The sequence below is a fragment of the Micromonospora sp. NPDC047074 genome (assembly GCF_040643815.1).
In the GTDB taxonomy this organism is placed as follows: domain Bacteria; phylum Actinomycetota; class Actinomycetes; order Mycobacteriales; family Micromonosporaceae; genus Micromonospora.
Genome location: NZ_JBEYVB010000002.1, coordinates 517,717 through 543,198, shown reverse-complemented (window position 1 = coordinate 543,198; position 25,482 = coordinate 517,717). Strand labels below are relative to the sequence as shown.

General features: G+C 74.4%; 30 protein-coding genes. 14 read left to right on the top strand and 16 right to left on the bottom strand.

Annotation, left to right across the window (positions count from 1 at the left end; all coding sequences use genetic code 11):
• Window positions 1–160: 160 nt before the first annotated feature.
• On the bottom strand, window positions 161–661 hold the full coding sequence (locus tag ABZ809_RS06195) for a septum formation initiator (protein WP_357561297.1): 501 nt from the start codon (window positions 659–661) through the stop codon (window positions 161–163).
• 103 nt (window positions 662–764) lie between these two features.
• On the opposite strand from ABZ809_RS06195, the gene ABZ809_RS06190 reads away from it, so the two are divergent.
• The 4 genes from ABZ809_RS06190 (at window position 765) to ABZ809_RS06175 (ending at window position 4,690) form a co-directional block, all read left to right on the top strand.
• Window positions 765–1,460 (top strand): response regulator transcription factor, encoded by a 696-nt coding sequence (locus tag ABZ809_RS06190; RefSeq protein WP_357561296.1) that lies wholly within the window; start codon window positions 765–767, stop codon window positions 1,458–1,460.
• Window positions 1,457–2,731, top strand: coding sequence for a HAMP domain-containing sensor histidine kinase (locus ABZ809_RS06185; protein ID WP_357561295.1), 1,275 nt, complete (start codon window positions 1,457–1,459; stop codon window positions 2,729–2,731). The genes ABZ809_RS06190 and ABZ809_RS06185 overlap by 4 nt, the downstream gene beginning before the upstream one ends.
• 153 nt (window positions 2,732–2,884) lie before the next feature.
• Window positions 2,885–3,442: a PepSY domain-containing protein gene (locus ABZ809_RS06180; protein WP_357561294.1), complete on the top strand. Its 558-nt coding sequence runs from the start codon at window positions 2,885–2,887 to the stop codon at window positions 3,440–3,442.
• 144 nt (window positions 3,443–3,586) lie between these two features.
• A complete protein-coding gene (locus ABZ809_RS06175; protein ID WP_357561293.1) occupies window positions 3,587–4,690 on the top strand; it encodes a hypothetical protein in 1,104 nt (367 codons plus the stop codon).
• 7 nt (window positions 4,691–4,697) lie between these two features.
• Here the strand turns inward: ABZ809_RS06175 and ABZ809_RS06170 are convergent, their stop codons facing one another.
• Window positions 4,698–4,979, bottom strand: coding sequence for an adhesin (locus ABZ809_RS06170; RefSeq protein WP_357561292.1), 282 nt, complete (start codon window positions 4,977–4,979; stop codon window positions 4,698–4,700).
• A gap of 328 nt (window positions 4,980–5,307) precedes the next feature.
• Here ABZ809_RS06170 and dacB point away from each other — a divergent pair, with 328 nt between their 5' ends.
• On the top strand, window positions 5,308–6,891 hold the full coding sequence (dacB, locus tag ABZ809_RS06165) for a D-alanyl-D-alanine carboxypeptidase/D-alanyl-D-alanine-endopeptidase (RefSeq protein ID WP_357561291.1): 1,584 nt from the start codon (window positions 5,308–5,310) through the stop codon (window positions 6,889–6,891).
• A 38-nt stretch (window positions 6,892–6,929) separates the two neighbouring features.
• Here the strand turns inward: dacB and ABZ809_RS06160 are convergent, their stop codons facing one another.
• From ABZ809_RS06160 to ABZ809_RS06140, 5 genes are all read right to left on the bottom strand, one after another.
• Window positions 6,930–7,256, bottom strand: coding sequence for a hypothetical protein (locus ABZ809_RS06160; RefSeq protein ID WP_357561290.1), 327 nt, complete (start codon window positions 7,254–7,256; stop codon window positions 6,930–6,932).
• A gap of 116 nt (window positions 7,257–7,372) precedes the next feature.
• Entirely contained in the window at window positions 7,373–7,717 is a 345-nt protein-coding gene (locus ABZ809_RS06155; protein ID WP_357561289.1) for a DUF1330 domain-containing protein, read from the bottom strand.
• Between the two features lie 117 nt (window positions 7,718–7,834).
• Complete coding sequence (locus ABZ809_RS06150) at window positions 7,835–8,272, bottom strand: nitroreductase family deazaflavin-dependent oxidoreductase (RefSeq protein WP_357561288.1); 438 nt, start codon at window positions 8,270–8,272, stop codon at window positions 7,835–7,837.
• Window positions 8,273–8,385: 113 nt separating this feature from the next.
• A complete protein-coding gene (locus ABZ809_RS06145) occupies window positions 8,386–9,006 on the bottom strand; it encodes an SGNH/GDSL hydrolase family protein (protein ID WP_357561287.1) in 621 nt (206 codons plus the stop codon).
• A gap of 60 nt (window positions 9,007–9,066) precedes the next feature.
• A complete protein-coding gene (locus ABZ809_RS06140) occupies window positions 9,067–9,660 on the bottom strand; it encodes a pentapeptide repeat-containing protein (protein WP_357561286.1) in 594 nt (197 codons plus the stop codon).
• Window positions 9,661–9,738: 78 nt separating this feature from the next.
• On the opposite strand from ABZ809_RS06140, the gene ABZ809_RS06135 reads away from it, so the two are divergent.
• Entirely contained in the window at window positions 9,739–10,971 is a 1,233-nt protein-coding gene (locus tag ABZ809_RS06135; protein WP_357561285.1) for a serine hydrolase domain-containing protein, read from the top strand.
• An 89-nt stretch (window positions 10,972–11,060) separates the two neighbouring features.
• Complete coding sequence (locus tag ABZ809_RS06130) at window positions 11,061–11,702, top strand: NAD(P)H-binding protein (protein WP_357561284.1); 642 nt, start codon at window positions 11,061–11,063, stop codon at window positions 11,700–11,702.
• Window positions 11,703–12,052: 350 nt separating this feature from the next.
• Here the strand turns inward: ABZ809_RS06130 and ABZ809_RS06125 are convergent, their stop codons facing one another.
• Window positions 12,053–12,517, bottom strand: a complete 465-nt coding sequence (locus ABZ809_RS06125; protein ID WP_357561283.1) for a PPOX class F420-dependent oxidoreductase — start codon at window positions 12,515–12,517, stop codon at window positions 12,053–12,055.
• 50 nt (window positions 12,518–12,567) lie between these two features.
• Window positions 12,568–13,209: a hypothetical protein gene (locus ABZ809_RS06120; RefSeq protein ID WP_357561282.1), complete on the bottom strand. Its 642-nt coding sequence runs from the start codon at window positions 13,207–13,209 to the stop codon at window positions 12,568–12,570.
• Between the two features lie 305 nt (window positions 13,210–13,514).
• Between ABZ809_RS06120 and ABZ809_RS06115 the strand changes: the two genes are divergently transcribed.
• A complete protein-coding gene (locus tag ABZ809_RS06115; RefSeq protein WP_357561281.1) occupies window positions 13,515–14,300 on the top strand; it encodes a D-Ala-D-Ala carboxypeptidase family metallohydrolase in 786 nt (261 codons plus the stop codon).
• A gap of 107 nt (window positions 14,301–14,407) precedes the next feature.
• Here the strand turns inward: ABZ809_RS06115 and ABZ809_RS06110 are convergent, their stop codons facing one another.
• Both ABZ809_RS06110 and ABZ809_RS06105 read right to left on the bottom strand, forming a co-directional pair.
• Window positions 14,408–15,199, bottom strand: coding sequence for a response regulator transcription factor (locus tag ABZ809_RS06110; RefSeq protein ID WP_357561465.1), 792 nt, complete (start codon window positions 15,197–15,199; stop codon window positions 14,408–14,410).
• The gene (locus ABZ809_RS06105) at window positions 15,178–16,431 is read right to left on the bottom strand and encodes a histidine kinase (RefSeq protein ID WP_357561280.1); all 1,254 of its coding nucleotides are present in this window, start codon (window positions 16,429–16,431) and stop codon (window positions 15,178–15,180) included. Before ABZ809_RS06105 ends, ABZ809_RS06110 begins: the two co-directional genes overlap by 22 nt.
• A 133-nt stretch (window positions 16,432–16,564) precedes the next feature.
• Between ABZ809_RS06105 and ABZ809_RS06100 the strand changes: the two genes are divergently transcribed.
• From ABZ809_RS06100 to ABZ809_RS06085, 4 genes are read left to right on the top strand one after another with little or no spacing between them, the layout of a single operon-like run.
• Window positions 16,565–17,461, top strand: coding sequence for an ATP-binding cassette domain-containing protein (locus tag ABZ809_RS06100; protein WP_357561279.1), 897 nt, complete (start codon window positions 16,565–16,567; stop codon window positions 17,459–17,461).
• Complete coding sequence (locus tag ABZ809_RS06095) at window positions 17,458–18,246, top strand: ABC transporter permease (protein WP_357561278.1); 789 nt, start codon at window positions 17,458–17,460, stop codon at window positions 18,244–18,246. The genes ABZ809_RS06100 and ABZ809_RS06095 overlap by 4 nt, the downstream gene beginning before the upstream one ends.
• Before the next feature lie 2 nt (window positions 18,247–18,248).
• Window positions 18,249–18,992: a hypothetical protein gene (locus tag ABZ809_RS06090; RefSeq protein ID WP_357561277.1), complete on the top strand. Its 744-nt coding sequence runs from the start codon at window positions 18,249–18,251 to the stop codon at window positions 18,990–18,992.
• 39 nt (window positions 18,993–19,031) lie between these two features.
• Window positions 19,032–19,583, top strand: coding sequence for a heme-binding protein (locus ABZ809_RS06085; protein WP_357561276.1), 552 nt, complete (start codon window positions 19,032–19,034; stop codon window positions 19,581–19,583).
• 58 nt (window positions 19,584–19,641) lie between these two features.
• On the opposite strand, the gene ABZ809_RS06080 is transcribed toward ABZ809_RS06085, so the two are convergent.
• Genes ABZ809_RS06080 through ABZ809_RS06060 form a run of 5 tightly spaced genes read right to left on the bottom strand, consistent with a single transcriptional unit; the run spans window position 19,642 to window position 23,534 of the window.
• Complete coding sequence (locus ABZ809_RS06080) at window positions 19,642–20,328, bottom strand: 4Fe-4S single cluster domain-containing protein (RefSeq protein ID WP_357561275.1); 687 nt, start codon at window positions 20,326–20,328, stop codon at window positions 19,642–19,644.
• Window positions 20,321–21,256, bottom strand: a complete 936-nt coding sequence (locus ABZ809_RS06075) for a helix-hairpin-helix domain-containing protein (RefSeq protein WP_357561274.1) — start codon at window positions 21,254–21,256, stop codon at window positions 20,321–20,323. The genes ABZ809_RS06080 and ABZ809_RS06075 overlap by 8 nt, the downstream gene beginning before the upstream one ends.
• On the bottom strand, window positions 21,240–21,422 hold the full coding sequence (locus ABZ809_RS06070; RefSeq protein WP_357561273.1) for a DUF2997 domain-containing protein: 183 nt from the start codon (window positions 21,420–21,422) through the stop codon (window positions 21,240–21,242). The genes ABZ809_RS06075 and ABZ809_RS06070 overlap by 17 nt, the downstream gene beginning before the upstream one ends.
• A gap of 29 nt (window positions 21,423–21,451) precedes the next feature.
• Window positions 21,452–21,904, bottom strand: a complete 453-nt coding sequence (locus ABZ809_RS06065; RefSeq protein WP_357561272.1) for a hypothetical protein — start codon at window positions 21,902–21,904, stop codon at window positions 21,452–21,454.
• A 31-nt stretch (window positions 21,905–21,935) separates the two neighbouring features.
• Window positions 21,936–23,534, bottom strand: a complete 1,599-nt coding sequence (locus ABZ809_RS06060; protein ID WP_357561271.1) for an AAA family ATPase — start codon at window positions 23,532–23,534, stop codon at window positions 21,936–21,938.
• Window positions 23,535–23,973: 439 nt separating this feature from the next.
• Here ABZ809_RS06060 and ABZ809_RS06055 point away from each other — a divergent pair, with 439 nt between their 5' ends.
• Window positions 23,974–24,906, top strand: coding sequence for an AAA family ATPase (locus ABZ809_RS06055; protein WP_357561270.1), 933 nt, complete (start codon window positions 23,974–23,976; stop codon window positions 24,904–24,906).
• The gene (locus ABZ809_RS06050; RefSeq protein WP_357561269.1) at window positions 24,903–25,400 is read left to right on the top strand and encodes a Rho termination factor N-terminal domain-containing protein; all 498 of its coding nucleotides are present in this window, start codon (window positions 24,903–24,905) and stop codon (window positions 25,398–25,400) included. Before ABZ809_RS06055 ends, ABZ809_RS06050 begins: the two co-directional genes overlap by 4 nt.
• The last annotated feature ends 82 nt before the right edge of the window (window positions 25,401–25,482 follow it).

Below are 25,482 nucleotides of genomic sequence, written 5' to 3'. Positions count from 1 at the left end.
GTCGAGCCAGGTCCCCGCTGACGTACCGCCGGATGGCTGCGGTGGTGGGAGACGGCCAGAGCGCGGCGACGTTCCGATCCGGACGGATCCGAGCGGCGCCGCGCGCTCGTGTCCGGCCCCCGAACGGGCCTTCCGGATCGTCAAGCCACCGCCACCGGGGTCAGTCGTCGACGGACGCCACGGGCTCGCCGCCGACGCAGTGCACCTGGAGCTCGAACTCGCCGCCCGGGCCGGTGAAGGTCACTTCCACGTCGTCGTCGGGCCCACGGTCGTACTCCGACACCCGATAGCCCTGCGCGGGCGCCCAGGAGACCAGCCGGACCCCGTCCGGCCCGCACTCGGCCACGGCGGTGCCCCCGGTGGTCGCGAAGGCCCGGCGTACGCCCGGCTGCGCGGAACCCGTCGCGGACGGTGCCACCGGCCCGGCGGACCCGGAGGCGGTCGGCGACGGCGGTGCCCCGGACGGCGGCGGGCCGGTGGGCGCGGTGGCGTTCGGCTCGGGCGAGGCCAGGGCGTGCTCGATCTCGTCCTGGCTGAGCACCCCGCCAGGGGTGCCGGCGATGCTCTCCCCCACCAGCCGGATCGCGGCCAGCCCGATCAGGGTGGCCAGCACGGCGGTGGCGAGCCACCCGGCGACGGCGAGAAACGAACGGCGACGCATCCACCGAGTGTCGCCGATCGCGGGTTAAGGCGACCCTTGGACCAGGTTAAGGCACCACCAACGGCCGGGCCGGTACGCCCCGGGCCGGCTAGCCTTGCCTCCTGTGGCCCGCCTGCTGCTGATCGAGGACGACCTGACCATCCGTACGCCGTTGCTGCGGGCGCTGCGAGAACGGGGGCACGCGGTGGCCGCCGCCTCCACGGCCATGGCCGGCCTGCGCGACGCCCTGGACGACCGGCCCGACCTCGTGGTGCTGGATCTGGGGCTGCCCGACCTGGACGGCCGGGAGCTGCTGCGGATGCTGCGCGCCGTCAGCGCCGTACCCGTCATCGTGGCCACCGCCCGGGACGACGAGACGGAGATAGTCCGGGTGCTCGACGCCGGGGCCGACGACTACGTGGTGAAGCCGTTCACGGCGGCACAGCTCGACGCGCGGATCCGGGCGGTGCTGCGCCGTGGCCCGGCCGGCGCCGCCCCGGAGGACGCGTCGCTGGTGGTCGGCTCCCTGCGGGTCGACCCCCGCTCGCGCCAGGTGACCCTGGACGGCCAGCCGGTCGAGCTGACCCCGCGGGAGTTCGACCTGCTGCACCACCTCGCGGGCCGGCCCGGCCAGGTGGTCACCAAGCGGGAGCTGCTCGCCGAGGTGTGGCAGGTCCCGTACGGCGGCGCGGACAAGACCGTGGACGTGCACCTGTCCTGGCTGCGCCGCAAGCTCGGGGAGAGCGCCCAGGCACCCCGCTACCTGCACACGGTGCGGGGCGTCGGGGTGCGGCTGGAGGCACCGGGGAGCGCCGGGTGAGGGCCCGGTTGATCCTGCTGGTCGCCTCCGTCAGCGTGCTCACCCTCCTCGCCTTCCTGGTGCCGCTGGCGCTGCTGGTGCGTACCGTCGCCGAGGACCGGGCCACCGTGCGGGCCACGGCCGACGCGCAGAGCCTCGTCACCGTCGTCGGCACCGCCGATCCGGCGACGATCCGGCTGACCGTGGAGCAGCTCGTCGCCGAGTCCCACCGGCCGGTCACCGTCTTCCTGCCCGACGGCACCGTGCTCGGCACCCCGGCCCCGCGTACGGCCGCGGTGGCGCTGGCGGCCCGGGGCCAGAGTCTCACCGCCGAGTCGGAACAGGGCCGGGAGGTGGTGATCGCGGTGCTGGGTCGGCCGGACGGCACCGGGGTGATCCGTACGGTGGTGCCGACCGCCGAGCTGACCGCGGGGGTGACCCGGTCCTGGCTGGTCCTGGCCCTGCTCGGGGTGCTGCTGGTGCTGATCGGGCTGGCCGTCGCCGACCGGCTGGCGCGTGCCCTGGTCCGGCCGATCGGCGAGTTGTCCGAGGTGTCGCACCGGCTGGCGAACGCGGAGCTGGACGCCCGCGTCACGCCCGCCGGGCCGGCCGAGCTGCGCGAGGTGGCCGGTGCCCTCAACCACCTCGCCGGCCGCATCCAGGTGCTGCTGGTGCAGGAACGCGAGGAGATCGCCGACCTCTCGCACCGCCTGCGTACCCCGCTGACCGCGCTGCGCCTGGAGGCGGAGTCGCTGCGCGACCCGGAGGACGCGGCCCGGGTCACCTCGGCCGTGGACGGGCTGGAGCGGGCCGTCACCGGCCTGATCCGCCAGGCCCGCTGGCGCGCGCCGACGGCCGGGGCGGCCAGCGCCGACGCGGCGTCCGTGGTGGCGGAGCGGGTGGCGTTCTGGTCGGTGCTGGCCGAGGACACCGGCCGGGCCGTGACGCTCGACCTGGCACCGGGGCCGCTGCCGGTGGGCGTACCGGCCGACGAGCTGGCGGCGGCGGTGGACGCCCTGCTCGGCAACGTCTTCGCGCACACCCCGGACGGCACCGCGTTCGGCGTCCGGCTGGTGGCGGAGGCGGATCGGGCCGTGCTGACCGTGGCGGACGAGGGTCCGGGCATGCCGCCCGGCACGATCGACCGGGGCACCAGCACCGCCGGCTCCACCGGCCTCGGCCTGGACATCGCCCGCCGCGCCGCCGAGTCCAGCGGTGGTCGTCTCACCCTCCACACGGTCCCCTCCACAGGCGCGGAGGTACGCCTCGAACTCGGCCCGCCCCCGCGCTGACCTCGCCGCCGGAACCCCGGGACGGTCGCGGTCGGTGGCCCGCCTCGTTTCCACGCCCGGCGCCAGGCTTAACCCGGCCTTAGCGTTCGGGCAGCGTGGCGCTATCCCGACGGGCGCGATCCTGGACCGGCAACCGAGGAAAGGGTGAACAAGATGGAGCGCAAGTCTGTGATGCTGGCGTCGATCGGAGGCGCGGCCGTACTCGCCGTGATCGGGGCGACCTTCGGCGTCGCGGCGGCCGACAGCGGCAAGGGCGGGGCGACCACCCTGGCCGCCGCCACCACCGCCCCGACCACCCCGGCCGGCACCGGCACCCCGACGACGGGCGGCACGCCGACCACCGGCAGCACCCCGACCACGGGCGGCACCCCGACCACGGGCAGCACCCCGTCGGGCGGCAGCACCCCGGCCACCGGTGGCGACGCCGTGACGGCCGAGCGGGCCGGCGAGATCGCGCTGGCCCGGGTGGGCAGCGGCAAGATCGTCGAGGTCGAGCGCGAGACGGAGGACGGCCGGGCGGTGTGGAGCGTCGAGATCGTGGCCGGGCAGACCGAGCACGAGATCGACGTCGACCGCAACGACGGCACCGTGGTCAAGGCCGAGCAGGAGCCGGTCGACGACGACGATGACGACGACCGCGACGATGACGACGACGATGACGACCGCGACGACGACGATGACGACGACGACTCGGACGACGACGACAACTGATCCGTCCCCCGCGACGCCGCCGTCCCACCGTGGGCGGCGGCGTCGTCGTGTCCGCCGGGGGAGAACGCCGGGGAGCGGCCACCCGGGCGACGACGGGAACCGGTCGCCCCTGTGACCGGCGCCGATGTCTGGCTACATTGAGGTATGGTGCCCGCCCACCGGGGCCGGGCGGCGGAACCGGTCTACCGCCCCATCCTCGCCAACCGGCGGGGTGAGCTGGAGGCGCTCGGTCATCTCGACGACGTCGTCGCGCCCATGCTCGCCCCGGTCCTTCAGGTGTCCATCCTGGACCAGTTCACCCTGGACATGCTCGGCCGGCTGCCCGACGGGCTGCTCACGGCCGTCGACGTCACCGGCCTGCCCGACACCCCGGAGACCGAGCTGGTCCGCTGGGGCGTACCGCTGGTGCCGGTGATCGGGCTCGCGGACGGCGACCGGCGCCTGGTGGCGCACGGCGCCGCGGCCCGGGCCCACACCCACCGGGCGGTCGTCCGGCTCCGGGTCGGCCAGGACCGGGCCGGCCCGGACGCGGCCACGGCGGCGGCGGAGCGGATCTGGCGGCTCGCCCGGTTGGTGCCCGAGCAGTGCGACCTGCTCCTCGACGCGGGCGACGTGTGCTGCCCGGCCGACGTGCGGATGGCCGAGCCCCGGATCCGCCGGCTGCTGGAGTGGGCCCGCCGGCACGCCTGGCACTCGGTGAGCGTGGCGGCGGGCGGGATGCCCGGCGCGATGTCCCGCCTGCCCACCGACGAACCGGTACGCCTCGACCGCTGGGACTGGCAGCTCTGGCAGCGGCTGGCCGATCTCGGCGTCGGGTACGGCGACTACGGCGTCGGATCCGCGGTGCCCGGCGCCGACCAGCCGGGCGACCGGCTGCCCACCGTCCGCTACACCACGGACGGCGCCTGGTGGGTGTACCGCTGGTCGCGGCGGGGCGGGCGGGGCGACGACCGGTTCGCGGACCTGTGCCGCACGGTCGTCTCGGCGCCGCACTGGCCCGCCACCGGGGCGGCGTTCTCCTGGGGCGACCACGAGATCTTCCGGCGTGCCCGGCGGGGTGCCGGCGCGGGCTCGGCCAGCAACTGGGCGGCGTGGAGCACGTCGCACCACCTGGCGCACGTGCTGGCCACGCTCGCGCACCCCGGCGGGGAGTCCCGACCGGGGTCGTGGCCGCCCGGTCAGGCGCCCCCGGAGCGCGGCCGTCCCACCCGGCCGCACCGGCCCGGGGAGACCCGCCGGGCGGGCTGACCCACGATCACTGCTTCTCGGTGAACCCGAACTGCACGATGCCCTCGTCGTCGACGCTCGCGTCCACCGACGCGTCGCCGAGCAGGTCGGCGGCGTCGGAGTCCAGGAAGATCCGCGCGCCCTGGTTGTCGACCACCTGGTCGCCCTCGACCGGTTCGGCGACCAGCTCGACGGTGAGCGAGCCCGCGTCGGTGTCGGCGGCGATCCGCACGCCACCGTCCTGCGCGACGTCCTGCTGGGTGGCGAGGTCTCGGATCACCATTACGGCGTTGTCGGTCATGGTGAGCATGGCGGAACTCCTCGTGGATTCTCGGTTTCGCGGTACGGACCGGGATCGGCCCGCGCACGAGCACACGTGGGAGGCGACGGAAGGGCGACCCGCAGGTCGCGGTCGCGCTCCGGGGCAGCTGAGGGCCCCTCCACGGCCTACGGTGCCCCCTGCCGGGGGATCCGTCAAATAGAGCCCGGTCAGTGGCGTACGCCGGCGAGCCGTCGGGCGTGAACCGGCCGGAGACGGGTAACCGACCACCGCGTACCTGCGCTCACGCAGCCCGTTTGGAAAGTTTCCTTCTGCCGGCGGTCTTTCCTGGCAGATATCTCCATGGCAGCATCAGCCCATGCATCGTCGTCTCTTCCCCCGGACGCTCGCGCTGGTGGCGCTGGTCGCCGCCGCGGCCACGGCGGGTGCGCCCACCGCCACCGCCGAGTCGCCGACCCCCGCGGCGACCCGCCTGAACGCCACCATCGACGCGATCCTCGCCGACAGCCGGCTCGACGGGGCGCAGGTCTCGGTGGTGGTCAAGGACGCGTCCACCGGTGCGACCGTCTACCACCGCAACGGCGAACGCCGCCTGGTGCCCGCCTCCAACACCAAGCTGCTGACCTCGGCGGCGGCGCTGGAACTGCTCGGGCCGGGGCACCGGTTCAGCACCGAGGTGCGGACCGGCGGCACCCGCCGCGCCGGCCTGGTCTCCGGCGACCTCTACCTGCGCGGCGGCGGCGACCCGACCATGCTGGCCGCCGACTACGACGCGCTGGCCGCGCAGGTGGCCGCCGCGGGCGTACGCGTGGTCACCGGAAACCTGGTGGCCGACGACACCCGCTACGACAGCACCCGCCTCGGCCCGGACTGGACCTGGGACGACGAGCCGTACTACTACGCCGCGCAGGTCTCGGCGCTGACCGTCGCGCCGGACACCGACTACGACGCGGGCACCGTCATCGTGCAGGCCGCCCCCGGCGCCAGCGTCGGCGCGCGCCCGGTCGTCAGCACCGCCCCCGCCACCGGCTACCTGAAGATCGACAACCGGGCCGAGACGGTCGCCGGTGGGCAGACCTCCATCTCCTTCGAGCGCCGGCACGGCAGTAACACGGTCGTGGTCACCGGGCAGATCGCGCTCGGCGCCGCGTCCACGAGCGACTGGGTGAGCGTCTGGGAGCCCACCGGCTACGCCGCCGACGTCTTCCGGTCGGCGCTGCGCCGGCACGGCGTACGGGTGCTCGGCCGGACGGTGCTCGGCCGGGCGACCCCCGAGGGCACGGCCGAGGTGGCGCGGCACCGCTCGATGCCCCTGGCCGAGCTGATGGTGCCGTTCCTCAAGCTGTCGAACAACGGGCACGCCGAGGTGCTGACCAAGGAGATCGGCCGGGTGCTCGCCGGCTCCGGCACCTGGTCGGCGGGGCTGGCCGAGATCAGCGGGTACGTCGCCGACGCCGGGATGGACACCGGCACGCTGCGGCAGCGGGACGGCTCCGGGCTCTCCCGGCGCAACCTGATCCCGGCCGACGAGTTCGTCGACCTGCTCACCGCCGTGCGGGCGGAACCCTGGTTCGACACCTGGTACGCGGCCCTGCCGATCGCCGGGGACGCCGAGCGCTTCGTGGGCGGGACGCTGCGCAGCCGGATGCGGGGCACCCCGGCGGCCGGCAACGTGCACGCCAAGACCGGCAGCCTGACCGGCGTGTCCGGGCTCTCCGGCTACGTCACCGACGCCGACGGCCGGCTGCTGGCGTTCTCGATCCTGCTCAACAACTACCTCGCCTCGTCGGTGAAGAACCTGGAGGACCAGATCGCGATCGCGCTGGCCGCGTACACCGAGCAGGGCCCGACCGGTGCGCGCGTCGCGCCCCCGGCGGCGCCCGACACCCCCCTGGCCCCGGAGGGCCGGGAGTGCTCCTGGGTGAAGCCGAGCGCCTGCTGACGGGCCGGCGGGGCCCGGTGCGGGGGCCCCGCCGGCACTCAGGCGCCGGGACGGTGCGGAGGCTCGACTGTCGGATCGCCGCGCTCGATCAGTGCGGCGATCTCGGCGGGACGCAGGCCGCGCCGCGCCAGCACCCGGGTCCCCCAGCGGTGCAGCCGGCACGGGTGCGGGCTGGCGTCGTTGCGGCAGACCGTCCCGCCGGACCAGATCCGGGGCGCGTGCACCACGACCGCCCGCACGGCGAACTGGGCGTCCTCGGCGGTGACGTACGGCGGCAGCGGAATCTCCCGGAGCACCTCCCCGGACTGCTCCCCGGCGCCCCGGAGGACGGCCGGACGGACGGTGCGGGTGGCGGTGCTGCTCATCGGTCGATCCTCCACTGGGGATGGTCGGACGTGGACAGCAGAAAGTTACGGCAGCCGCGACACAGCGCGACGGACAAACTGTCCCAGCCCGTGGACTCCGCAGGCGGAGCCGTCGGTCAGCCGGTGGCCTGCGCACGGATCCGGGCCGCCGTCCGACGGGCGTCGTAGCCGGGGCCGACCCCCTCGACGATCACGGTCGAGCCTGGGATGTGCCGGGCGCGCAGCGGCAGGATCTCCTGGTAGGCCGGCGAGTCGTACCAGGCCCGGGCCCGGTCGAGGTCGGGAAACTCGATGATGACCACGGTGCCGGGCCAGTCCCCCTCCCGGACCTCGACCGTCGTGCCGTGCACCCGGAACCGTCCCTCGAACGGATCCAGGGTGGCCTGGATCCGTTCGATATAGGTGAGGATGTCCTCGTTGATCGGGACGTCGTGCAGGTGCGCGAGCGCGAACGCGGGCATGGGTCCTCCCCCGGAGAGCCGGCCGCCCGGCCGGACGACCGGAGCGGTACGCCGAGTCTCACGCGCGCACCCGCCCGGCGTCGATTACCCGTGGGGTAACGGCGCCCGGCCGCCCGGTCAGAGACGTTCGAGCACGACGACGGGGATGTCCCGGTCGGTCCTCGCCTGGTAGTCGTCGTACGCCGGCCAGACGGTGGCCATCCTGGTCCACATCGCCGGCTTCTCCGCCGCCGTCGCGGTACGCGCCCGCGCGCTGAACCGCTCGGCGCCCACCTGCACCTCGACGACCGGCTCGTCGAGCAGGTTGAGATACCAGGCCGGGTGCTTCGGGTCGCCGCCCTGCGACGCGACCACCAGGTACGACTCGCCGTCCCGGCCGTAGATCAGCGCGGTGCGCCGCAACGTGCCGCTGCGCCGGCCCCGGGTGGTCAACAGCAGCGTGAAGACCCCGGGCCGCCACTCGTGCCCCTCGGCGCCGTCGGTCTCGACGTAGCGCCGGATGTGTTCGGCCACCCAGCTCTGCGGGCTGTCCAGCACCTGCTCGCTCGACGTCATCGGCCCTCCCGTTCGCTCGCGCACCCGGTCGCCCCGACCACGCTACTCCCGGTCCCGGCCGGACGCCGGGCGAAGCTGACAGCCGGCGTCTGCTTTCCTGGCGGTGCCCGCCGTCAGTCGATGACCGCCAGGAACGCGCGCGCGATGACGGCGTGCCCGGCCAGGTTCGGGTGGATCCGGTCGCCGGCCCAGTCGTCCGGGCGGGTCGTCTCGAGCACGCGGTCGAACGCGGCCTGCGTCGGCACGTGCCGCGCCCCGAACTCTTCCGCCAGCGCCGCGACGACCCTGGCGTACTCGCCGGTCATGACGTACTGCGGATCGTCACGATCAGACTCGATGAAGTACGGATCAGCGAGGACGAGTCCGCAGCCCGTACGCTCCACCGCCTCGGTCAGCAGCGCCCGCAGCGTGGACTCGTACTCCCCGATCGGCACCGCCTCGGTCGGGCGGCCCTTGAAGAGGCGCCACACGTCGTTGATGCCGATCTTCACGCTGAGCCAGTCCGGCCGCTGCTCGATCACGTCGTGCTGCCAGCGTGCGGCGAGGTTGCGTACGGTGTCGCCGCTGACGCCGCGGTTGACCCAGCTCAGGCCGAGTTCGGGATGCGCAGCCGTGACGAACGCCCGCACCAGGCTCATGTATCCGTCACCGTAGGGCTCCGCGTGGTCCCGCCGGCCGCAGTCGGTGATGCTGTCGCCGATGAACACGACACGCTGCCCCTGCTGAAAGATCACCGGCACAGGCTACGAGCCCGCGAGAAATTGTCAAGATTCGTGGATGCGCTGGTCACGGCACTAGCGGATCTCGAACCCCAGGGCCTGCGCGATCACCATGGCCTGCGTGGCGTCGACGATCGCCCCGGCCCGCTCCACGGTCGTCGGGTCGAGCGCGGTCAGGTCGCTGGCGCGCAAATCGGCGCCGGTCAGCCGGACGCGGTGCAACTGCGCGGCGGAGAGGTCGACGCCGGTGACCGTGGCGCCGCTCAGGTTGGCCCCGGTCAGGTCGACCTCGCGCATCCGGACGTCGGTGACCCGGACTCCGCGCAGGTCGGCGCCGGGAAGCGCGACGAACGACCAGTCGCCACCCGAGATCGTCAACGGCCGCAGGTCGCACTCGGCGAAGGTGCTGCCCACGAGCTTGCAGCCGGTGAACTCCGCCTCGAAGAGGTTGCACCGCCGGAAGGCGCAGCGGGTGAAGGCCGAGTCGGTGTGCCGGGAGGCGTTGAACCGCACGTTGCCGAAGGTGCACCCGTCGAAGACCGCGCCCCGGCTGACCGCCTCGGTCAGGTCGACGTGGAGGAACGAGCAGCGGACGAAGCGCCGGTCCGCCAGCTCCTCGCCGTACCAGTCCTCGTCGCGGAACGTCGCGTCCTCGGTCAGCTCAGGCACCGGGCCAGGCTATCGGCCGGGTCCGACATCGGGGGCCGCCCCTTCCGGCGGGGCGTACCGACTAGTAGTTTCGGCGGCGTGAGTGTGGCGCGCAGCATCGACCCGGACCAGATCGGCTTCGACCCCGCCCGGCTGGCGCGGATCGACGAGCACTTCGGCAGGTACGTCGACGACGGCCGCCTCGCCGGATTCCAGGTGCTGGTCACCCGGCGCGGCGAGATCGCCCACTCGTCCACGTACGGGCTGCGCGACGCCGAGGCGGGCGCGCCGGTCGAGGCGGACACGCTCTGGCGCATCTACTCGATGACCAAGCCGGTCACCTCCGTCGCCGCGATGATCCTCTGGGAGGAGGGCCGCTTCGAGCTGACCGACGAGATCAGCCGGTGGCTGCCCGAGTTCGCCGACGTCCGGGTCTACTCCAAGGGCTCGGCGCTCAAGCCCTACACGGTGCCGGCGATCGAGCCGATCCGGATCTGGCACCTGCTGACCCACACCGCCGGCCTGACGTACGGCTTCATGCAGACCTCGGTGGTCGACGGCATCTACCGGGCCGCCGGCTACGACCTGTACCCGCCGTTGGACGTCGACCTCGCCACGGCCTGCCAGGCCTTCGGGGAGCTGCCCCTGCTGTTCCAGCCCGGCTCCGCGTGGGGCTACTCGGTCGCCACCGACGTGCTCGGCCGGCTGGTCGAGGTGGTCTCCGGGCAACGCCTGGACGACTTCTTCGCCGACCGGATCTTCCGCCCGCTGGGCATGACCGACACGCACTGGTGGGCCGAGGGCGACGCCGCCGACCGGCTCGCCGCGCTGTACGCGCCCGACCCGCGCACCGGCCGGGCGGCGCGGTTCGACAAGCTGGGCGCCCTGGCGTACGAGAAGCCGCTGCTGCTCTCCGGCGGCGGCGGCCTGATCACCAGCGCCGCCGACTACCACCGGTTCACCCAGATGCTGCTGCGCGGCGGCGAGCTGGACGGGGTACGCGTGCTGGGGCCGCGCACTGTGCGCTTCATGACCCGGAACCACCTGCCCGGCGGGCGGGACCTGGCCGCCCTCTCCGTCGGCGGCTTCGCCGAGACCACCCTCGACGGGATCGGCTTCGGGCTCGGCTTCGCCGTGATCGACGACCCCGTGCCGAGCCGGGTGCCGAGCAGCGTCGGCGAGTACTACTGGGGCGGCGTGGCCAGCACGGCGTTCTGGGTCGACCCGGCGGAGGAGGTCACGGCCCTGTTCTTCACCCAGCTCATGCCGTCGAGCACCCACCCGATCCGGCCGCAGTTGCGGCAGCTCGTCTACTCCGCCCTGGTCGACTGAGCCCGGGATCACCGTAACGGCACCGGCCGGCCGACCGGGTCAATAGCCTGGAGGCGGACTACGTCGGGCGGGGCGGGAGGTGGTCGGCCATGAGCAACATCGTCGTGTTCGGCGCGGGTGGCACCGCGGGATCACGGATCACCGCCGAGGCGGTCGGCCGGGGGCACCGGGTCACCGCGGCGGTGCGCCGCCCGGAGGCCACCTCCTACCTGCCGCCGGCGGTCACGGTGGTCACCGGGGACGCCACCAGCGAGCGGAGCGTACGGGAGCTGGCGCCGGACACGGACGTCATGGTGGTGGCGATCGGCGGCGGCGAGCACGGGCTCTGGCTCGCCGCGGCGTACAACCTGGTCGGCGCGCTACGGGGGATGCCGGCCGCGCCCCGGATCATCCACGTCGGCGGCGGGTCGACGCTGCTGACCCCGAAGGGCACCCGCTACCTCGACGAGCCGGACTTTCCCGAGGAGTACCGCGAGTCGGCCATGGGCCAGGCCGAGGCCCTCGACTTCTACCGCTCCTCGGCCGACGGGGTGACCTGGACGTACGTGTCACCGCCGCCGCTGGAGTTCCACCCGGGCGAGCGCACCGGGCACTACCGCACCGGCGGCGACGAGCCGGTTACCGACCGCGAGGGCCGCTCGGTGCTCAGCTATGAGGACCTGGCGGTGGCGATCGTCGACGAGATCGAGGAGCCGCGGCACGAGAACCGCCGTTTCACGGCCGCCTACTGAGTGCCGCGACCGGCCCGGCAGCCGCGGTGCTGGTGCGGGCGCTGTCGACCCGCGCACACTGTCGAGCTGCCCCTACCGGTGGGGCAACGCTCGGTCGCATGCATGGGGCAGGTCGACAGTGCCTGCGCTGCGAGCACTTGGGCGGTACCCGGTTGCATACCTGGGGCAGGCGCGCTGCGAGCACCCGGGCGGTGCCCGGTCGCGTAGACGGGGCAGGTGGCGGATCGGCGCCGGCCTCGTCCCGTCGTGGCACGCCCCGCGAGGCCTGACCGGCCCGCCGGCCCCGGCCCGGGTCTGCCGGTCCGCCTGCCGAGCACCGCAGGCGCCCGCCGGGCAGACCGGACGCCGGGTCAGTCCGCGAGGCGGGCGGGGAAGCCGCCGGTGGCCACCGGCCCCCACTCCGCGATGGTGACCCGGATCAGCGACTTGCCCTGGCGGACCATCGCCGCCCGGTACTCGTCCCAGTCCGGGTGTTCGCCGGAGACGCTGCGGAAGTAGTCGACGAGCGGTTCCAGCGCCTCGGGCAGGTCCAGCACCTCGGCGGTGCCGTCGACCTGCACCCACGGGCCGTTCCAGTCGTCGGAGAGCACGCACGCCGACACCCGGGGGTCGCGGCGGATGTTGGCCACCTTGGCCCGCTCCGGATAGGTGGAGATCACCAGCCGGCCCTCGCCGTCCACCCCGGCGGAGACCGGGGACGACTGCGGCCGGCCGTCGGCGCGGCTGGTCATCAGCACCACCCGGTGCCGTGGCCGGAGGAACTCGATCAGCTCGGTCCGGTCGACCCGGGTGTTCGTCGCGATGCTGCGTGCCATCGTTCGTTCCTACCAGCGCGCCCGGCTCGCCGCGACCGCAACCGGGCGGGTCACCGGGGTCGCGCGGCGGCCCGGCCGGCAGCGGGCTGCGCGGGCACCCGGGGGCGGACCAAGGGCCGCCAGGCGCGGCCGTTGGCGTAGATCACCCGGAAGCCGAGGTACGAGGCGAGCGGCGCCCAGTGCGCGGAGCCCATCCGCAGTTCGGCGGCGTTGTGGCGCTGACCGTTGGCCAGCACGTCGAGCAGGACGGTTTCGAAGGCGGCGGACTCGACCCAGTCCACCTCCCGGGTGAAACCGCAGATCAGTGCCGCTCCGGTGGCGTCGAGGAACTCCCGCAGCACCGCGTCGGAGGCGCGCAGCACCGAACAGCTGCCGAAATAGAGCCGGCGGCCCTCGCAACGGCCCGCCATCAACTCCGCGACGTCGGCGAGGGGGACGGATTCCCAGTCGGTGAGACAGAGTCGGCTGGGCTCGCCGTGCATCGCGAAGAAGCCGACACGGTGGTCGGCGTACTGCTTGAGCAACCAGCGGTCGACGAAATAGAAGAGTTCGTCGCGGGTCGCCGCGTCCTTGTGGATGAAGCGGATCTTCCCGAGCCGTTCGAGCAGTTCCAGAGTGGGCAGGACCGAGCCGCGCTCGTTGAGGTCCCGGTGCCACTGGCCCTCGACGCAGAAGACGCCACCGCGTGCCACATCGCCTCCTCCCGGTCCCCGCCGGCGCTGAGGTTACCGGGGTCGGACCTGTGGGGGAACCTCACTTCGGGGCCCGGCACGGTGCGCCCTTCCGCGCCGTTCGCGCTTTCCTCGCCGATTGCCGGCGAATGGGCGTTTCGCAATGTGCCCCAATTCCCAGGCAGGACACAGGAACAGCGAATCGTGAGGACAATTCTCGTTATCCGCCGCCAAACGGCCGTCCGCCTGCCAGGGTGGAAATGACGGGACGCCCCGGTCGATGTCCCGGAAGCCACCCCATTCGTACTCCTATCGGGAGGACTTCTGTGCGCGTTAACACCCTGAAACGAGCGGCTGTCGCATTCGCCCTGGCGCTGCCGGCAGCCGCTGTCGCCACGGTGGTCGCCGCGCCAGCGGCCCATGCCGACGGCTGCTACACGTGGAAGCGCAACCTCTACCAGGGGCGCTCCGGCGACGACGTCCGACAGTTGCAGACCCGGGTGGCCGGCTGGGCCGGCAACCGGGACATCGTGGAGATCGACGGTCGCTTCGGGCCGAAGACCGCCGCCGCGGTCAAGCGGTTCCAGGCCGCGTACGGGCTGCGGGTCGACGGCATCGCCGGCCCGGAGACGTACGCCAAGCTCTACAACCTCCAGGACGACGACTGCACGCCGCGGCACTTCACCTTCAGCGAGATGGACAACGGCTGCGGTATCGGGGGCTGGACCGGCGGCCCGCTCTCCGCCGCCCAGACCAAGCAGAACGCGCTGCGCACGATGTGGAAGCTGGAGGCGATGCGGCACAGCCTCGGCGACGAGCCGCTCCGGGTGAGCAGCGGGTTCCGCAGCCGCACCTGCAACAGCCAGGTCGGCGGGGCGTCGGACAGCCAACACCTCTACGGCAACGCCGCCGACATCGTGGCGGGCAACAGCTCCCTGTGCCAGATCGCCCGGGACGCCCGCAACCGGGGCTTCAGCGGGATCTACGGGCCGGGCTACCCGGACCACGGCGACCACGTGCACGTCGACTCGCGGCGGGAGAACAACCGCGACAACACCCCGAACACCACCAGCTGGTCCGCGCCGAACTGCGGGGTCGGCACCGGCGACTGAGCCGGTCGGCCGACTGACCGGGCCGGTCCACGGCCACGCCGGCCGGGACGCGGGTGTTTCATCCGTGCCCCGGCCGGCGTCGCCCTGTCGCGCCGGGCGTCCCCCGGTCAGACGAGGCCGGCGTCGTGGACCAGCAGGGCCACCTGGACCCGGTTGTTCAGTTCGAGCTTGACCAGAAGTCGCGACACGTACGCCTTGACGGTCGCGACGCTCATGAACAGCTCGGTGGCGATCTCCGCGTTCGTCCGGCCCTGCCCGAGCGCGACGGCGACCTCGCGCTCCCGGTCGCTGAGCCCGGCGAGCTGCCGCAGCGCCCGTTCCCGGCGCGGATCGGGACCGCCGACCGCCCCCTGGGCGGTCACGTGGTCGATGAGCCGGCGGGTCACCACGGGGGAGAGCGTGGCCTCCCCCGCCGCGACCCGGTGGACCGCCCGCACGATCTCAGCCGGCGGGGTGTCCTTGAGCAGGAAGCCGCCGGCCCCGGCCCGCAACGCCCGGAGCACCTGCTCGTCGGCGTCGAAGGTGGTCAGCACCAGCACCTCCGGCGGGTCGGGGGACGCGCGCAGCGCCTCGGTGGCGGCGAGCCCGTCGAGCCGGGGCATCCGGATGTCCATCAGCACCACGTCCGGCGCGCAGGCGGCCACGGCTGCCGGCACCTCGGTGCCGTCGGCGGCCTCGCCGACCACCAGCAGGTCCGGCACCCCGCCGAGGATCATCGACAGGCCGGCCCGGACCAGCGCGTCGTCGTCGACGATCAGCACCCGCACCGGCCGGTCGGAGGTGGGTCCGGGCCCGCCCGGGGCCGATCCGGAGGTGGAACCGGGCCTGCCCGGGGCCGACCCCGAGGTGGCCCCGGGCCCGCCCGGCAGCGGCCCGGTCACGCCGGCCACGGCAGCCAGGCGGCGAGCCGGAAGTCGCCCGAGTCGTCCCGCCCGTACTCCAGCCGGCCGCCGGCCAGGCTGACCCGCTCCGCGATGCCGACCAGGCCGGTGCCCGCGCCGGGAATCTCCGGGCCGGCGACACCCCCGACCGGCCACCGGTTGCGGACCTCCACGGTCAGCCCGTCGCCCGGGGCACCGGCCAGGTCCACGGTGACCGTGGCGCCGGCCGCGTGCTTGCGGGCGTTGGTCAGCCCCTCCTGCACGATCCGGTAGACGCTGCGGCCCACCCCCGCGGGCACCTCCTCCGCCGCCGCGACCACCTCGCGGACACCGATCCGGACCCCGGCGGACCGGGACTCCTCGATGAGCGCGGGCAGGTCGCCCAGGGTGGGCTGCGGGCGTTCCGGAGCCTCCTCGGCGGTGGCCTCCGCGCGGAGCACCCCGATCACCTCGCGCAGGTCCTGCAACGCGGCGTGGGCGCTGCCCCGGATCACTCCGGCCGCCCGCGCCACCTCCTCGGCCGGCGCGTCCGGCCGGAACTCCAGCGCGCCGGCGTGCAGGCTGAGCAGCGAGATCCGGTGCGCCAGCACGTCGTGCATCTCCCGGGCGATCCGGGTGCGCTCCAGGTGCCGGGCCTGCGCCACCCGCAACTGCTGCTCCGCCTCGGCCCGCTCGGCCCGCTCGCGCAGCGACACGACGAGCTGCCGCCGGGCCCGGACGAACATCCCCCACGCCAGCACGGAGAGGCTGATCACCACGCCCCAGGCGGTGGCGATCCAGTACGGCAGGTGCGGATCCGGGCGCAGGTAGCAGAAGGCGAAGTTGGTGACCAGACCGGCGGCGGTCATCCAGAGCGCGACGGCCGTGCGCCGGTGCACCACGACGGTGAAGAAGACGATCAGCGACGGGATCGCCGCCGCCATCGAGAACACGGTCAGCGGCAGCGTCGCGACCGCGAGCCCCAGCGGCCACCGGCGCCGCACCCAGAGCAGCGCGCAGCAGACGAGCCCGAGCAGCGCGTCGACCGGGACCATCCAGTCGTGCGGCAGCGGGGTGGCGAACTCCGGGTCGGGCGAGGCCGCGTCGGCGGTGGCGAGCAGGACCCAGACGAGGGAGAGCAGGAAGCAGAGGCTGTCCACCACCCAGTCGCGGGTGGTGCGACGCGGCCCCCGACCCGCCCGTGCCACCGGGTCGACGCCCAGCGCCCCCGGCAGCAGCCAGGGGTGCTCCGGTACGGCGGCACTGGTCACGGACCCATGCTAGGCAGCCGCCCGACGGAGCGACCAGCTACCAAAGTCGAGACCCCGGCATCGACCAAGGTAGCCCCCGGCGAAGACCGTCGGCCGCAGCGGGCGACCAGGTGGCTCCGGCAGCGTTACCGGCATGATCAGCGTGGAACACCTCACCAAACGGTACGGGCGGCACACCGCCGTCGACGACGTGTCGTTCCGCTGCGAGCCGGGCACCGTCACCGGCTTCCTCGGGCCGAACGGCGCCGGCAAGTCCACCACCATGCGGATGATCTGCGGACTCACCCCGCCCAGCGGCGGCGGCGCCACCGTCGCCGGCCGGCCGTACCGGGAGCTGCCCAACCCCGGCCTGGAGGTGGGTGTGCTGCTGGACGCCTCGGCCCAGCACGCCGGGCGCACCGGCCGGGAGGCCCTGACCGTGGCCGCCGCCACGATGGGTGTGGACCGCCGGCAGGTGGCCGCCAAGCTCGACCTGGTCGGGCTGAACGGGGTCGCCGCGAAGCGCCGTGTGCGGGCGTACTCGCTGGGGATGCGCCAGCGGCTCGGCCTGGCGCACGCGATGCTGGGCGACCCCCGGGTGTTGATCCTCGACGAGCCGGCCAACGGCCTCGACCCGGAGGGGATCTTCTGGATGCGCGGCCTGCTGCGCGACTACGCCGACCGGGGCGGCACCGTGCTGCTCTCCTCCCACCTGCTGCGCGAGGTGGAGGCGGTCGCGGACCGGCTGGTGGTCATCGGGGGCGGCCGGATCGTGGCCCAGGGGGAGAAGGACGAGTTGCTGGCCGGCGGCGGGACGCTGGTCCGCGCCCGGGACGCCGCGGCGCTGCGCGGGGCGCTCGAGCGGGCCGGGCTGGCGGTCACCGACGGCACCGACGGGCTGCTGGTCCGCGCCGCCGCCGAGGCGGTCGGGCAGGCCGCCGCCGATGCCGGCGTCGCCCTCACCGAGCTGCGGGCGGCCGGCAGCGGCGGTCTCGAACAGCTCTTCCTCACCCTGACCGCCGGCGCGTCGACCAAGGAGGCCGTCCGATGACCACCACCGCCACCCCACCCGCCGTCGCCCCCCGTCGCCGGTCGGACGTCCGCCGGCCCTCGCTGCTCCGACTCACCGGGGTCGAGCTGCGCAAGCTCGTCGACACCCGGGCCGGGCTCTGGCTGCTGATCACCATCGGGCTCTCCGCCGCCGTCATCGCGGTGGTCCAGTTGATCTGGACGCCCGACGCGGAGCAGACCTTCGCCAACTTCTTTCTCCCGTCGATGCTGCCGATCGGTCTGCTGCTGCCCGTGCTGGGCATCCTGTCGGTCACCGGGGAGTGGTCCCAACGCACGGCGCTGACCACGTACGCCCTGGTCCCGAGGCGGGGGCGGGTCGTCGCCGCCAAGCTGGCCGCGATGGTGCTGGCGGCCCTCGCGTCGGTGCTGGTGAGCCTCGGCGTGGCCGCCGTCGGCACGCTGGTCGCCGGGGCCACCGGCGGCGCCGGCACCTGGCGCTTCGAGGCGTCACTGCTGCTGCACGCCGTGGTGCTCCAGGTGGCCAACGTGCTGATGGGCGCCGCCTTCGGCCTGCTGCTGCTCAACACGCCGCTGGCGATCGTCGGCTTCCTGCTGCTGCCGACGCTCTGGACGATCCTCGGCGGGATGATCCGGCCGCTGCGCGAGCCGGCGGGCTGGCTGGACACCGGCCGCACCATGGAACCGCTGCTGACCCCGGACGTGACCGCCGACCAGTGGGCGCGGTTCGCGGTGTCGCTGCTGGTGTGGCTGGTCGTACCGCTGGTCGCGGGGCTCGTCCGCACGCTGCGCCGCGAGGTGTCGTGACGGTGGACGGCTACGGCGCTCCGACCGTCGTCGACGGCGGCGCGGCGGAGCTGGCGGTGCTCTGGGGCGGCATCCCGGCGCTCGGCGCGGGCGCCGGATGGCTGCTCGCCACCGGCGCCGGCTGGATCGCCGGGCTGCCCTGGGCACCGGTGCAGGGCCTCTTCAAGCTGCTCGACGGGCTGCCCGACCCGCAGGTCGGCATCGGCGGCGCGGCGGTCGGCACGCTGGGCGGCCTGCTGGTCGCCACCGTCGGCACCGCCGAACGGCTCGCCGTCACCGTCGGCACCGAACGGGTCGGGCTGCGCCGCGACCGCGTGGACCGGAACGTCGAGCGGCGGTCGGTGCGGGCCGTCTTCGTCGACGGCAAGGATCTGGTGCTGCTCGGCCCGGACGACGAGGAGCTGGTCCGGGAGCGGTCGGACCTGGCCGTCGACCGGCTGCGCGCCGCCTTCCAGGCGTACGGCTGGCCGTGGGCGGAGGGCGACCCGCACCGGGACGCGTACCGGCGGTGGGTGCCGGACCTGCCCGGGCTGCCGACCGGCGCGGACGCGCTGCTGCGGGCCCGGCAGCGGGCGCTCGACGCCGACAAGGGCGGTGAGGCCCGGGAGCTGCGTGGCGAACTGGCCCGCTCCGGGGTGGTGATCCGCGACGACGGCAAACGGCAGTACTGGCGGCTGACCCGGGCGGCCCCTCGGCCCCGGCCGGAGGACGCCACTTCCCCTGAGCCGGGGGTCGACGGACGGTAGCGTTGCTCGTGACGGGGCCCGGGGGACGGGGAGCGCGCGATGACCGAGCAGCAGCCGTACCGGGTGGTGGCGCGGCATCCCGGCTTCGAGCTGCGCCGCTACCCGGCGCACCTGGTCGCCGAGGTCCGGGCGGAGGGCGCGTTCGAGCAGGCGGCCCGGGACGCCTTCCGGGCACTGGCCGCGTACGTCGGCGGGGCCAACCGCATCCGGCGGGACACCGGCCTGCCGGCGCGGGAGGCGGGTTCCGGGACGATCGCGGTGACCCCGCCGTTCGTGCAGGAGGAGGGGGACCGGCCGGGCCGCTGGCTGACGTGGCTGGTGATGCCGGCGGGCTTCACCTCCGCCACGCTGCCCGAGCCGACGGATCCCCGGATCCACACCCGGGAGATCCCGGAGCAGTTGGCCGCCGCCGCGCGGTTCGCGGGGCGGTGGACGGCGCGGGCGTTCGACCAGCGGTCGACGGCGCTGGGCCGGGCGGTCACCGCGGCCGGGCTGCGACCGACCGGTGCCGTCCGCTACGCCCGCTTCGACCCGCCGTGGAAGCCATGGTTCCTGCGCCACAACGAGGTCGTCCTGCCGGTCGCCGAGTGACCCGGGTGCCGGGACCACCGGTCCACGGTCACCGGTGCCCGGTGCCCGCGACGGCGGTCTACGGTCTCCCCGGTTCGGCGCCCGCCCGCCGGGGCCGGGGACGGGTCACGGCGGCCAGCAGCTCGTCGAGGGCGTCGACCTCGGCCCAGCCGTTCACCGCGATCCGGCCGGCGGCGTCGACGGTCACCTCCACCCGGTCCGGGCTCTGCGACAGCTCGTCGAGCAGGCCCGGGAAGCGGTCACCGAGCAGCACGAACTCCTGGTTGGTCGAGCCCACCCAGGGCCGCCGGTTGTCGACCCGGTCGGCCAGGAACGGCCCGGCGACGAGGAGGTCCGTCGCAGCGAGCAGCGCCGCGACGTCGTCCCGGCCGGCGTCGACCGCCCGGTCCAGTTGCGCTCTCGTGTAGCCGGTGAAGGTCATCACCGAGCGCCCCGCGGCGGCCACCCCGGCGGCGACGGCCGCCAGCGGGGCGGCCTGGTCGAAGGGCTCGCCGCCCAGCAGGGTCAGCCCCTCCGTGCCGGCGTCGAGCACCCGGCGCGCCAGGTCGGCCGGGGCGACCAGCTCCCCGCCCCGGAAGCTCCACAGGTGCGGGTTGAAGCAGCCGGGGCAGCGGATGGCGCAGCCCTGCACCCAGACCGCGGTCCGCTCGCCCGGCCCCTCGGCCCGGGTGGCGGCCAGGAACCGGGCCAGCGCGACCGCCTCCGCCCCGGTCGGCCGGCGGGGCGTCCGGGCGTCGTCAGACATCGAGGACCCGGCCGGGCGGCAGCTGCCCGGGCGCCGGCCCCGGGGGCGGAGCGCAGACCAGGACGTCGCGCAGGCGCGCGTACTCGTGGGGGGCCAGGTTGGCGGCGGCGGCGAACTCGGCCAGGCTGCCGAAGGCGCCTCGCCGGTCGCGTTCGGCCAGCACCTGCCGGGCCCGCAACGGGTCGAAGCCGGGCAGTGCCGCGAGGTCGTTCGGGCCGGCGGCGTTGACGTCCAGCGGCCCGCCGGCCGGCCACTGCCCGGCCGGTGGGGGAGGCTGCGACGCGGGGGCCGCGACCGGCCCGGTCCCGAAGTGGTCGACCGGCTGGTACGGCACCATCGTCGGATCGGCCGCCAGCGGCGGCCCGCCGGCCGGCGCGGGCGGAAACCCGACCGGCGGCGCGGGCGGATATCCGACCGACGGCGCGGGCGGAAGGCCCGGCGACACGGGCGGGTACGCCGGGGACGCACTCGGGTGGAACCCGGGAGGCGGGCCGGCGGGAGCCGCCCCGGGCAGCGGCGCGAGCGGGTACGGGCCGCCGGCCCACGGCGTCGCCGGGGAGCCGGGCGCATACCCGGCCCGGCAGTTGGCGAGCCAGCGCAGCCATGCCGGATTGATCAGCGCGGCGTGCATGATGCTGGCGATCCACACGGCCATCACCGTGCCGATCGCCCAGTCGTTGGCGGCGGTGTCCTGTTCGTACCGCCCGACGAGCAGGAACGCCGTCCAGCCCACCGCGGTGTAGACGATGCCGGGAATCCACCACGCCGCGCGCCGCGCCCGCAGGCCGACGTAGAGGAAACCGAGGCCGCCGAGGCAGCTGCACCCGAGGACGGGCAGCAGCAACCACCAGCTCTGCAGCACCTGCCACAGCGCGCTCTGCCGAGGGGCGGCCGGGTGCGGCCAGCCCGGGCTAGGCGCGTTCGACATCGTGGTGTTCCTGCCGCCCGGTCACGGCGGTGCGGTCGCGGTCGGCGGTGTACGCGCTGTGCACCGTGCGGGCCGCCAGCAGGTCCTCCAGCACGGCGACGTAGTCGAGACAGTCCTCGCCGAACACGCCCCTGGTCTCGGCGCTCACCACACCCTCGCTGGTCACGGTTACCACGATCCGTGGCTGCCCGCCCATCACGAGCGGCCCTCGACGGCGAACACCAGGCGGACGGCCGCGTCCTCGGTGACCTGTTCGGACTCCAGCCGCAGCCCGGCGGCGGGGGCCTGCTCGCGCAACCGCTCCAGCACCGCCCGCTGGACCTGCCGACCGTACGCGGCGTCGATCGCCCGGACGGCCTCGACGGCCCGCCGCTCGTCGACGTCGCCCGTGAAGTGCGCCGACCAGATGCCGTCCTCGGCGCGCCGGAACACGGCGCACACGCCGGCCCAGTCCGCGGTGATCTCGCCCCGCTCGGCGACGACCGCCGCGTCGGTGTCGCGCAGCGCGGCGACGAGCAGTGTCTCGTCCCGCATCCTGGTCTGCACCTCGCAGACGACGTGCCCCTCCCGGTCCCGTCCGGCGGTGGCGCCGTGAGTCGCGGCGACGGCGGCGACGGCCAGTGGGAGGAGAATCAGTGAGACGCTCATCGGGGCCCTTCCCTTCCTGTCGACGCACACACTAGAACTCGATCGCCCGCCCTCCCTGCCCCCGCTGGCCGGGGCCGGCGCCGCCGGGGCGTCCGCCGAGGTCCCAGTCCTCGGCGGCGGTGGCGGCGACGGCGCGGGAGGCGGCCCAGCCGCGCACGGCGTCGACGCGTTCCGCCTGCGTCACGCTGAGCGGCACCATGCCGACCAGGGCCCGGACCAGGTCGTCGCGGCGCAGCGGTCGCCGTTCGGCGAACGCGTCGAAGAGCCCGCCGACGACGGCCTGCTCGATCTCGGCGCCCGAGTAGCCCTCGCTGAGCCCGGCGAGCTCGCCCAGCAGGGCGTCGTCGAACGTCAGGCCGCCCGCCACGACCGGGTTGCGCAACCGCCGGGCGAGGTGGACGCGCCAGATCGACGCCCGCTCCGCGCGGGTGGGCAGGTCGACGAAGAAGATCTCGTCGAAGCGCCCCTTGCGCAGCAACTCGGGGGGCAGCCCCTCGAAGTCGTTGGCGGTCGCGATGACGAAGACGGGCCGGGTCTTCTCCTGCATCCAGGTCAGGAAGGAGCCGAAGACCCGGGCGGAGGTGCCCGAGTCGCCGGGCCCGCCGGCGAAGCCCTTCTCGATCTCGTCCACCCACAGCACGCAGGGCGCCGCCGCCTCGGCCGTCCGGATGGCGGTGCGCATGTTCTGCTCGCTCGAACCGACGAGCCCGGCGAAGACCCGGCCGACGTCCAGCCGCAGCAGCGGCAGGCCCCACGCCGAGGCGATCGCCTTCGCGGTCAGCGACTTGCCACAGCCGGGCACCCCGGTGATCAGCACGCCCCGGGGCGCGGGCAGCCCGTACGCCGCCGCCTCGGCCAGCCAGGAACCGTCCCGCTTGGCCAGCCACCGCTTCAGGTTCTCCAGCCCGCCGACGTCGCCGAGGTCGACCTCCGCGTCGACGAACTCCAGCAGCCCCGACTTGCGTACGGTCTGTCGCTTCTCCTCGTGCACCACCGCGAGGTCGCTGCCGTCGAGCACCCCGTCGTTGACCATGGCGCGGGCGAACGCGTTCTCCGCCTCGTGCAGCGTGAGCCCGAGGGCCGCCTTGGCGAGCCGTTCCCGGCCGAGGTCGTCCAGTGCCATCCGGATCCGGCCGCTGGCGGAGTTCGCGGCGATGATGCCGTCGAGCACCCGCCGGATCTCCGCTTCGGTGGGCAGCGGGAAGTCGACGATCGTGACGTCCTTCTCCAGCTCCACCGGGATGTGCAGCACCGGCGAGACCAGGACGAGGGTGCGCGGCACCGGGCCGGCCTTGAACGCCGCCACGATGTCCCGCAGCCGGCGTACCACCCCGGGGGCGCCGGGCCGCTCGCCGCTGCCGTGCGCCGGGTGCAGGTCCTTGAAGATCAGCACGCTCGGGTGCTCGACCCGCAGCGCCATGGCCAGCGCGTCCTCGGGGTCGGTGGTGCCCTTGCGGGCGACACCGTCGGGCTGCACGAGCCCGGTCGTCAGCGACCACGTCCACACCGCCCGGGGCGTACGGACGGCCGTGGCGTCCCGGGCGACGGCACACACCTCGGCCACCACCCGCTGCTCCTCGGGCGACTCGACGTAGAGCACCGGAAAGCGGGCCTTGAGCAGCTGCGACACCGTCTCACGAAACGCCCCCACCACTGCGCCCCTCCCCCTGCCCCTGCCCCTGCACCCCGAAAGAGCAGCGCGACTCTAACAGCCCCACCCTCCCCCGCCCCTGCCGTTGATCACGACGTCGCTGCCCCTCCCCCTCACCGTTGATCATGACGTTGGCAGCACGGATTCCGGCATTTCCCCCCGCCAACCTCATGATCAATACCAGGGGTGGGGGTGGGGCGGGCGGGGGGTGTGGGGTGGTGGTCAGCGGCGGGCTGCGGTGAGGATGGCCAGCAGCGGCAACACCCGTTCGGCCGGGAACGGCGTGAGCGTCGTCGACGGTGCGGCCGTACTGCCAGTCGTAGTGCTGGTCGTCGAGGTGGACCGCGCCGGCGCCCGGAGCGGTTCCGCGCGGCGATCACCGGCCCGCTACCGTTCCCCGTCTGGGGAGGTGCCATCGATGTACGTCGTGTCAGTGATCAACTACAAGGGCGGGGTCGGCAAGACCACCGTCACCGCCAATCTCGGTGCCGAGTTGGCAAACCGCGGGATGAAGGTGCTGCTGATCGACCTCGATCCGCAGGCCAGCCTGACCTTCGCCTTCTACGATCCCGACGACTGGCGGGACCGGCTGCGTGACGGCCGGACGGTGAAACGCTGGTACGACGGCCTGCGCGGGGACAACCCGCCGACGACCCTGGGTGAGCTGGTCGTCTCCCCCGGCCCGGCCAACGCGCGGCTCACCGGCGCCGGCCGGCTCGACCTGATCGCGTCCCACCTCCAACTCGTCGACATCGACCTGGCGCTGGCCCGGGGCGTGGCCAACGGCGACGAGTACGACGCCGAGCTGTTCCGGGTCCGCGGCTCCCTCGCCGAGGGGCTGCACGACGAGGCGCTGGGCGTCTACGACATGGTGCTGATCGACTGCCCGCCGAACTTCAACGTGGTCACCCAGTCGGCCATCATCGCCAGCGACCACCTGGTCATCCCGGCGAAGGCGGACTACCTGTCCACGCTGGGCATCGACTACCTGCACGGCAACGTCCGCGAACTGGTCGACCAGTACAACGCCGACGCCCGCCGGTTCGCCACCACCCGCCGGCACCACAAGGTCGCCCCGGGCGTCGCCGGCGTGCTGTTCACGATGATCCACCTCATGGCGCAACGGCCGATCGCCGCGCACCAGGGCTACATGGACCAGGTCCGGGCGCTCGGCCTGCCGGTCTTCCCCACCGCCCTGCGGGAGAACGTCACCGCGTTCGCCACGAACACCCCGCGCGGCGTGCCCGTGGTGCTCCGCGACCGGATCGCCACCCCGGCGGTCGCCGACGAGCTGCGCCAGCTCGCCACCGAGTTCCTCGAACACCTCCAGCCCGAGCGGGTGCCCGCGTGACCCGTCGCGACGTCGCCGACCTGGTGGCCGCGCTGCTGCGGGGGCTGTCCGCCGCCGACCTCGACGCCCTGGCCGAGGGACGGGCCCGGCTGGCGGTGGTGCCGGTCGACCCGGCCCCCGCAGCCGCGCCGGCCGTCGGCCGGGCCACCGTCACGCCCGCCGGACAGCAGGCCACCGCCACGCCTGCCGGCCGGGCCACCGCCACGCCCGCCGGACAGGCCGCCGGCCACCGGCCCCGGAGCGCGGGGACCAGGGCGGCAAGGCAGCCCGCCCCGGCGGACCCGGACCGGGCGAAGGAGACGCTGGCGGCCATGTCCCGGCGCGCCGACGGTACGGCGTACCTCTCCGGCTGGACGACCCGCGACCTGCGGGCGCTCGCCGCGAGCCTGGAGCTGCGCGGCGTCGCCGGGCTACGCAAGGCGGACCTGGTCGACCGGATCGTCGACCGCACCATCGGCTACCGGCTCGCCTCCACCGCCATCCGCCAACTCTGAACACCCCCCGGCCGCGGCACCCTGGCCCGGCCTCCCCCGCCGCCCGCAACCGCACCCCCTCCAACAGCCCCGACGGAAGCGC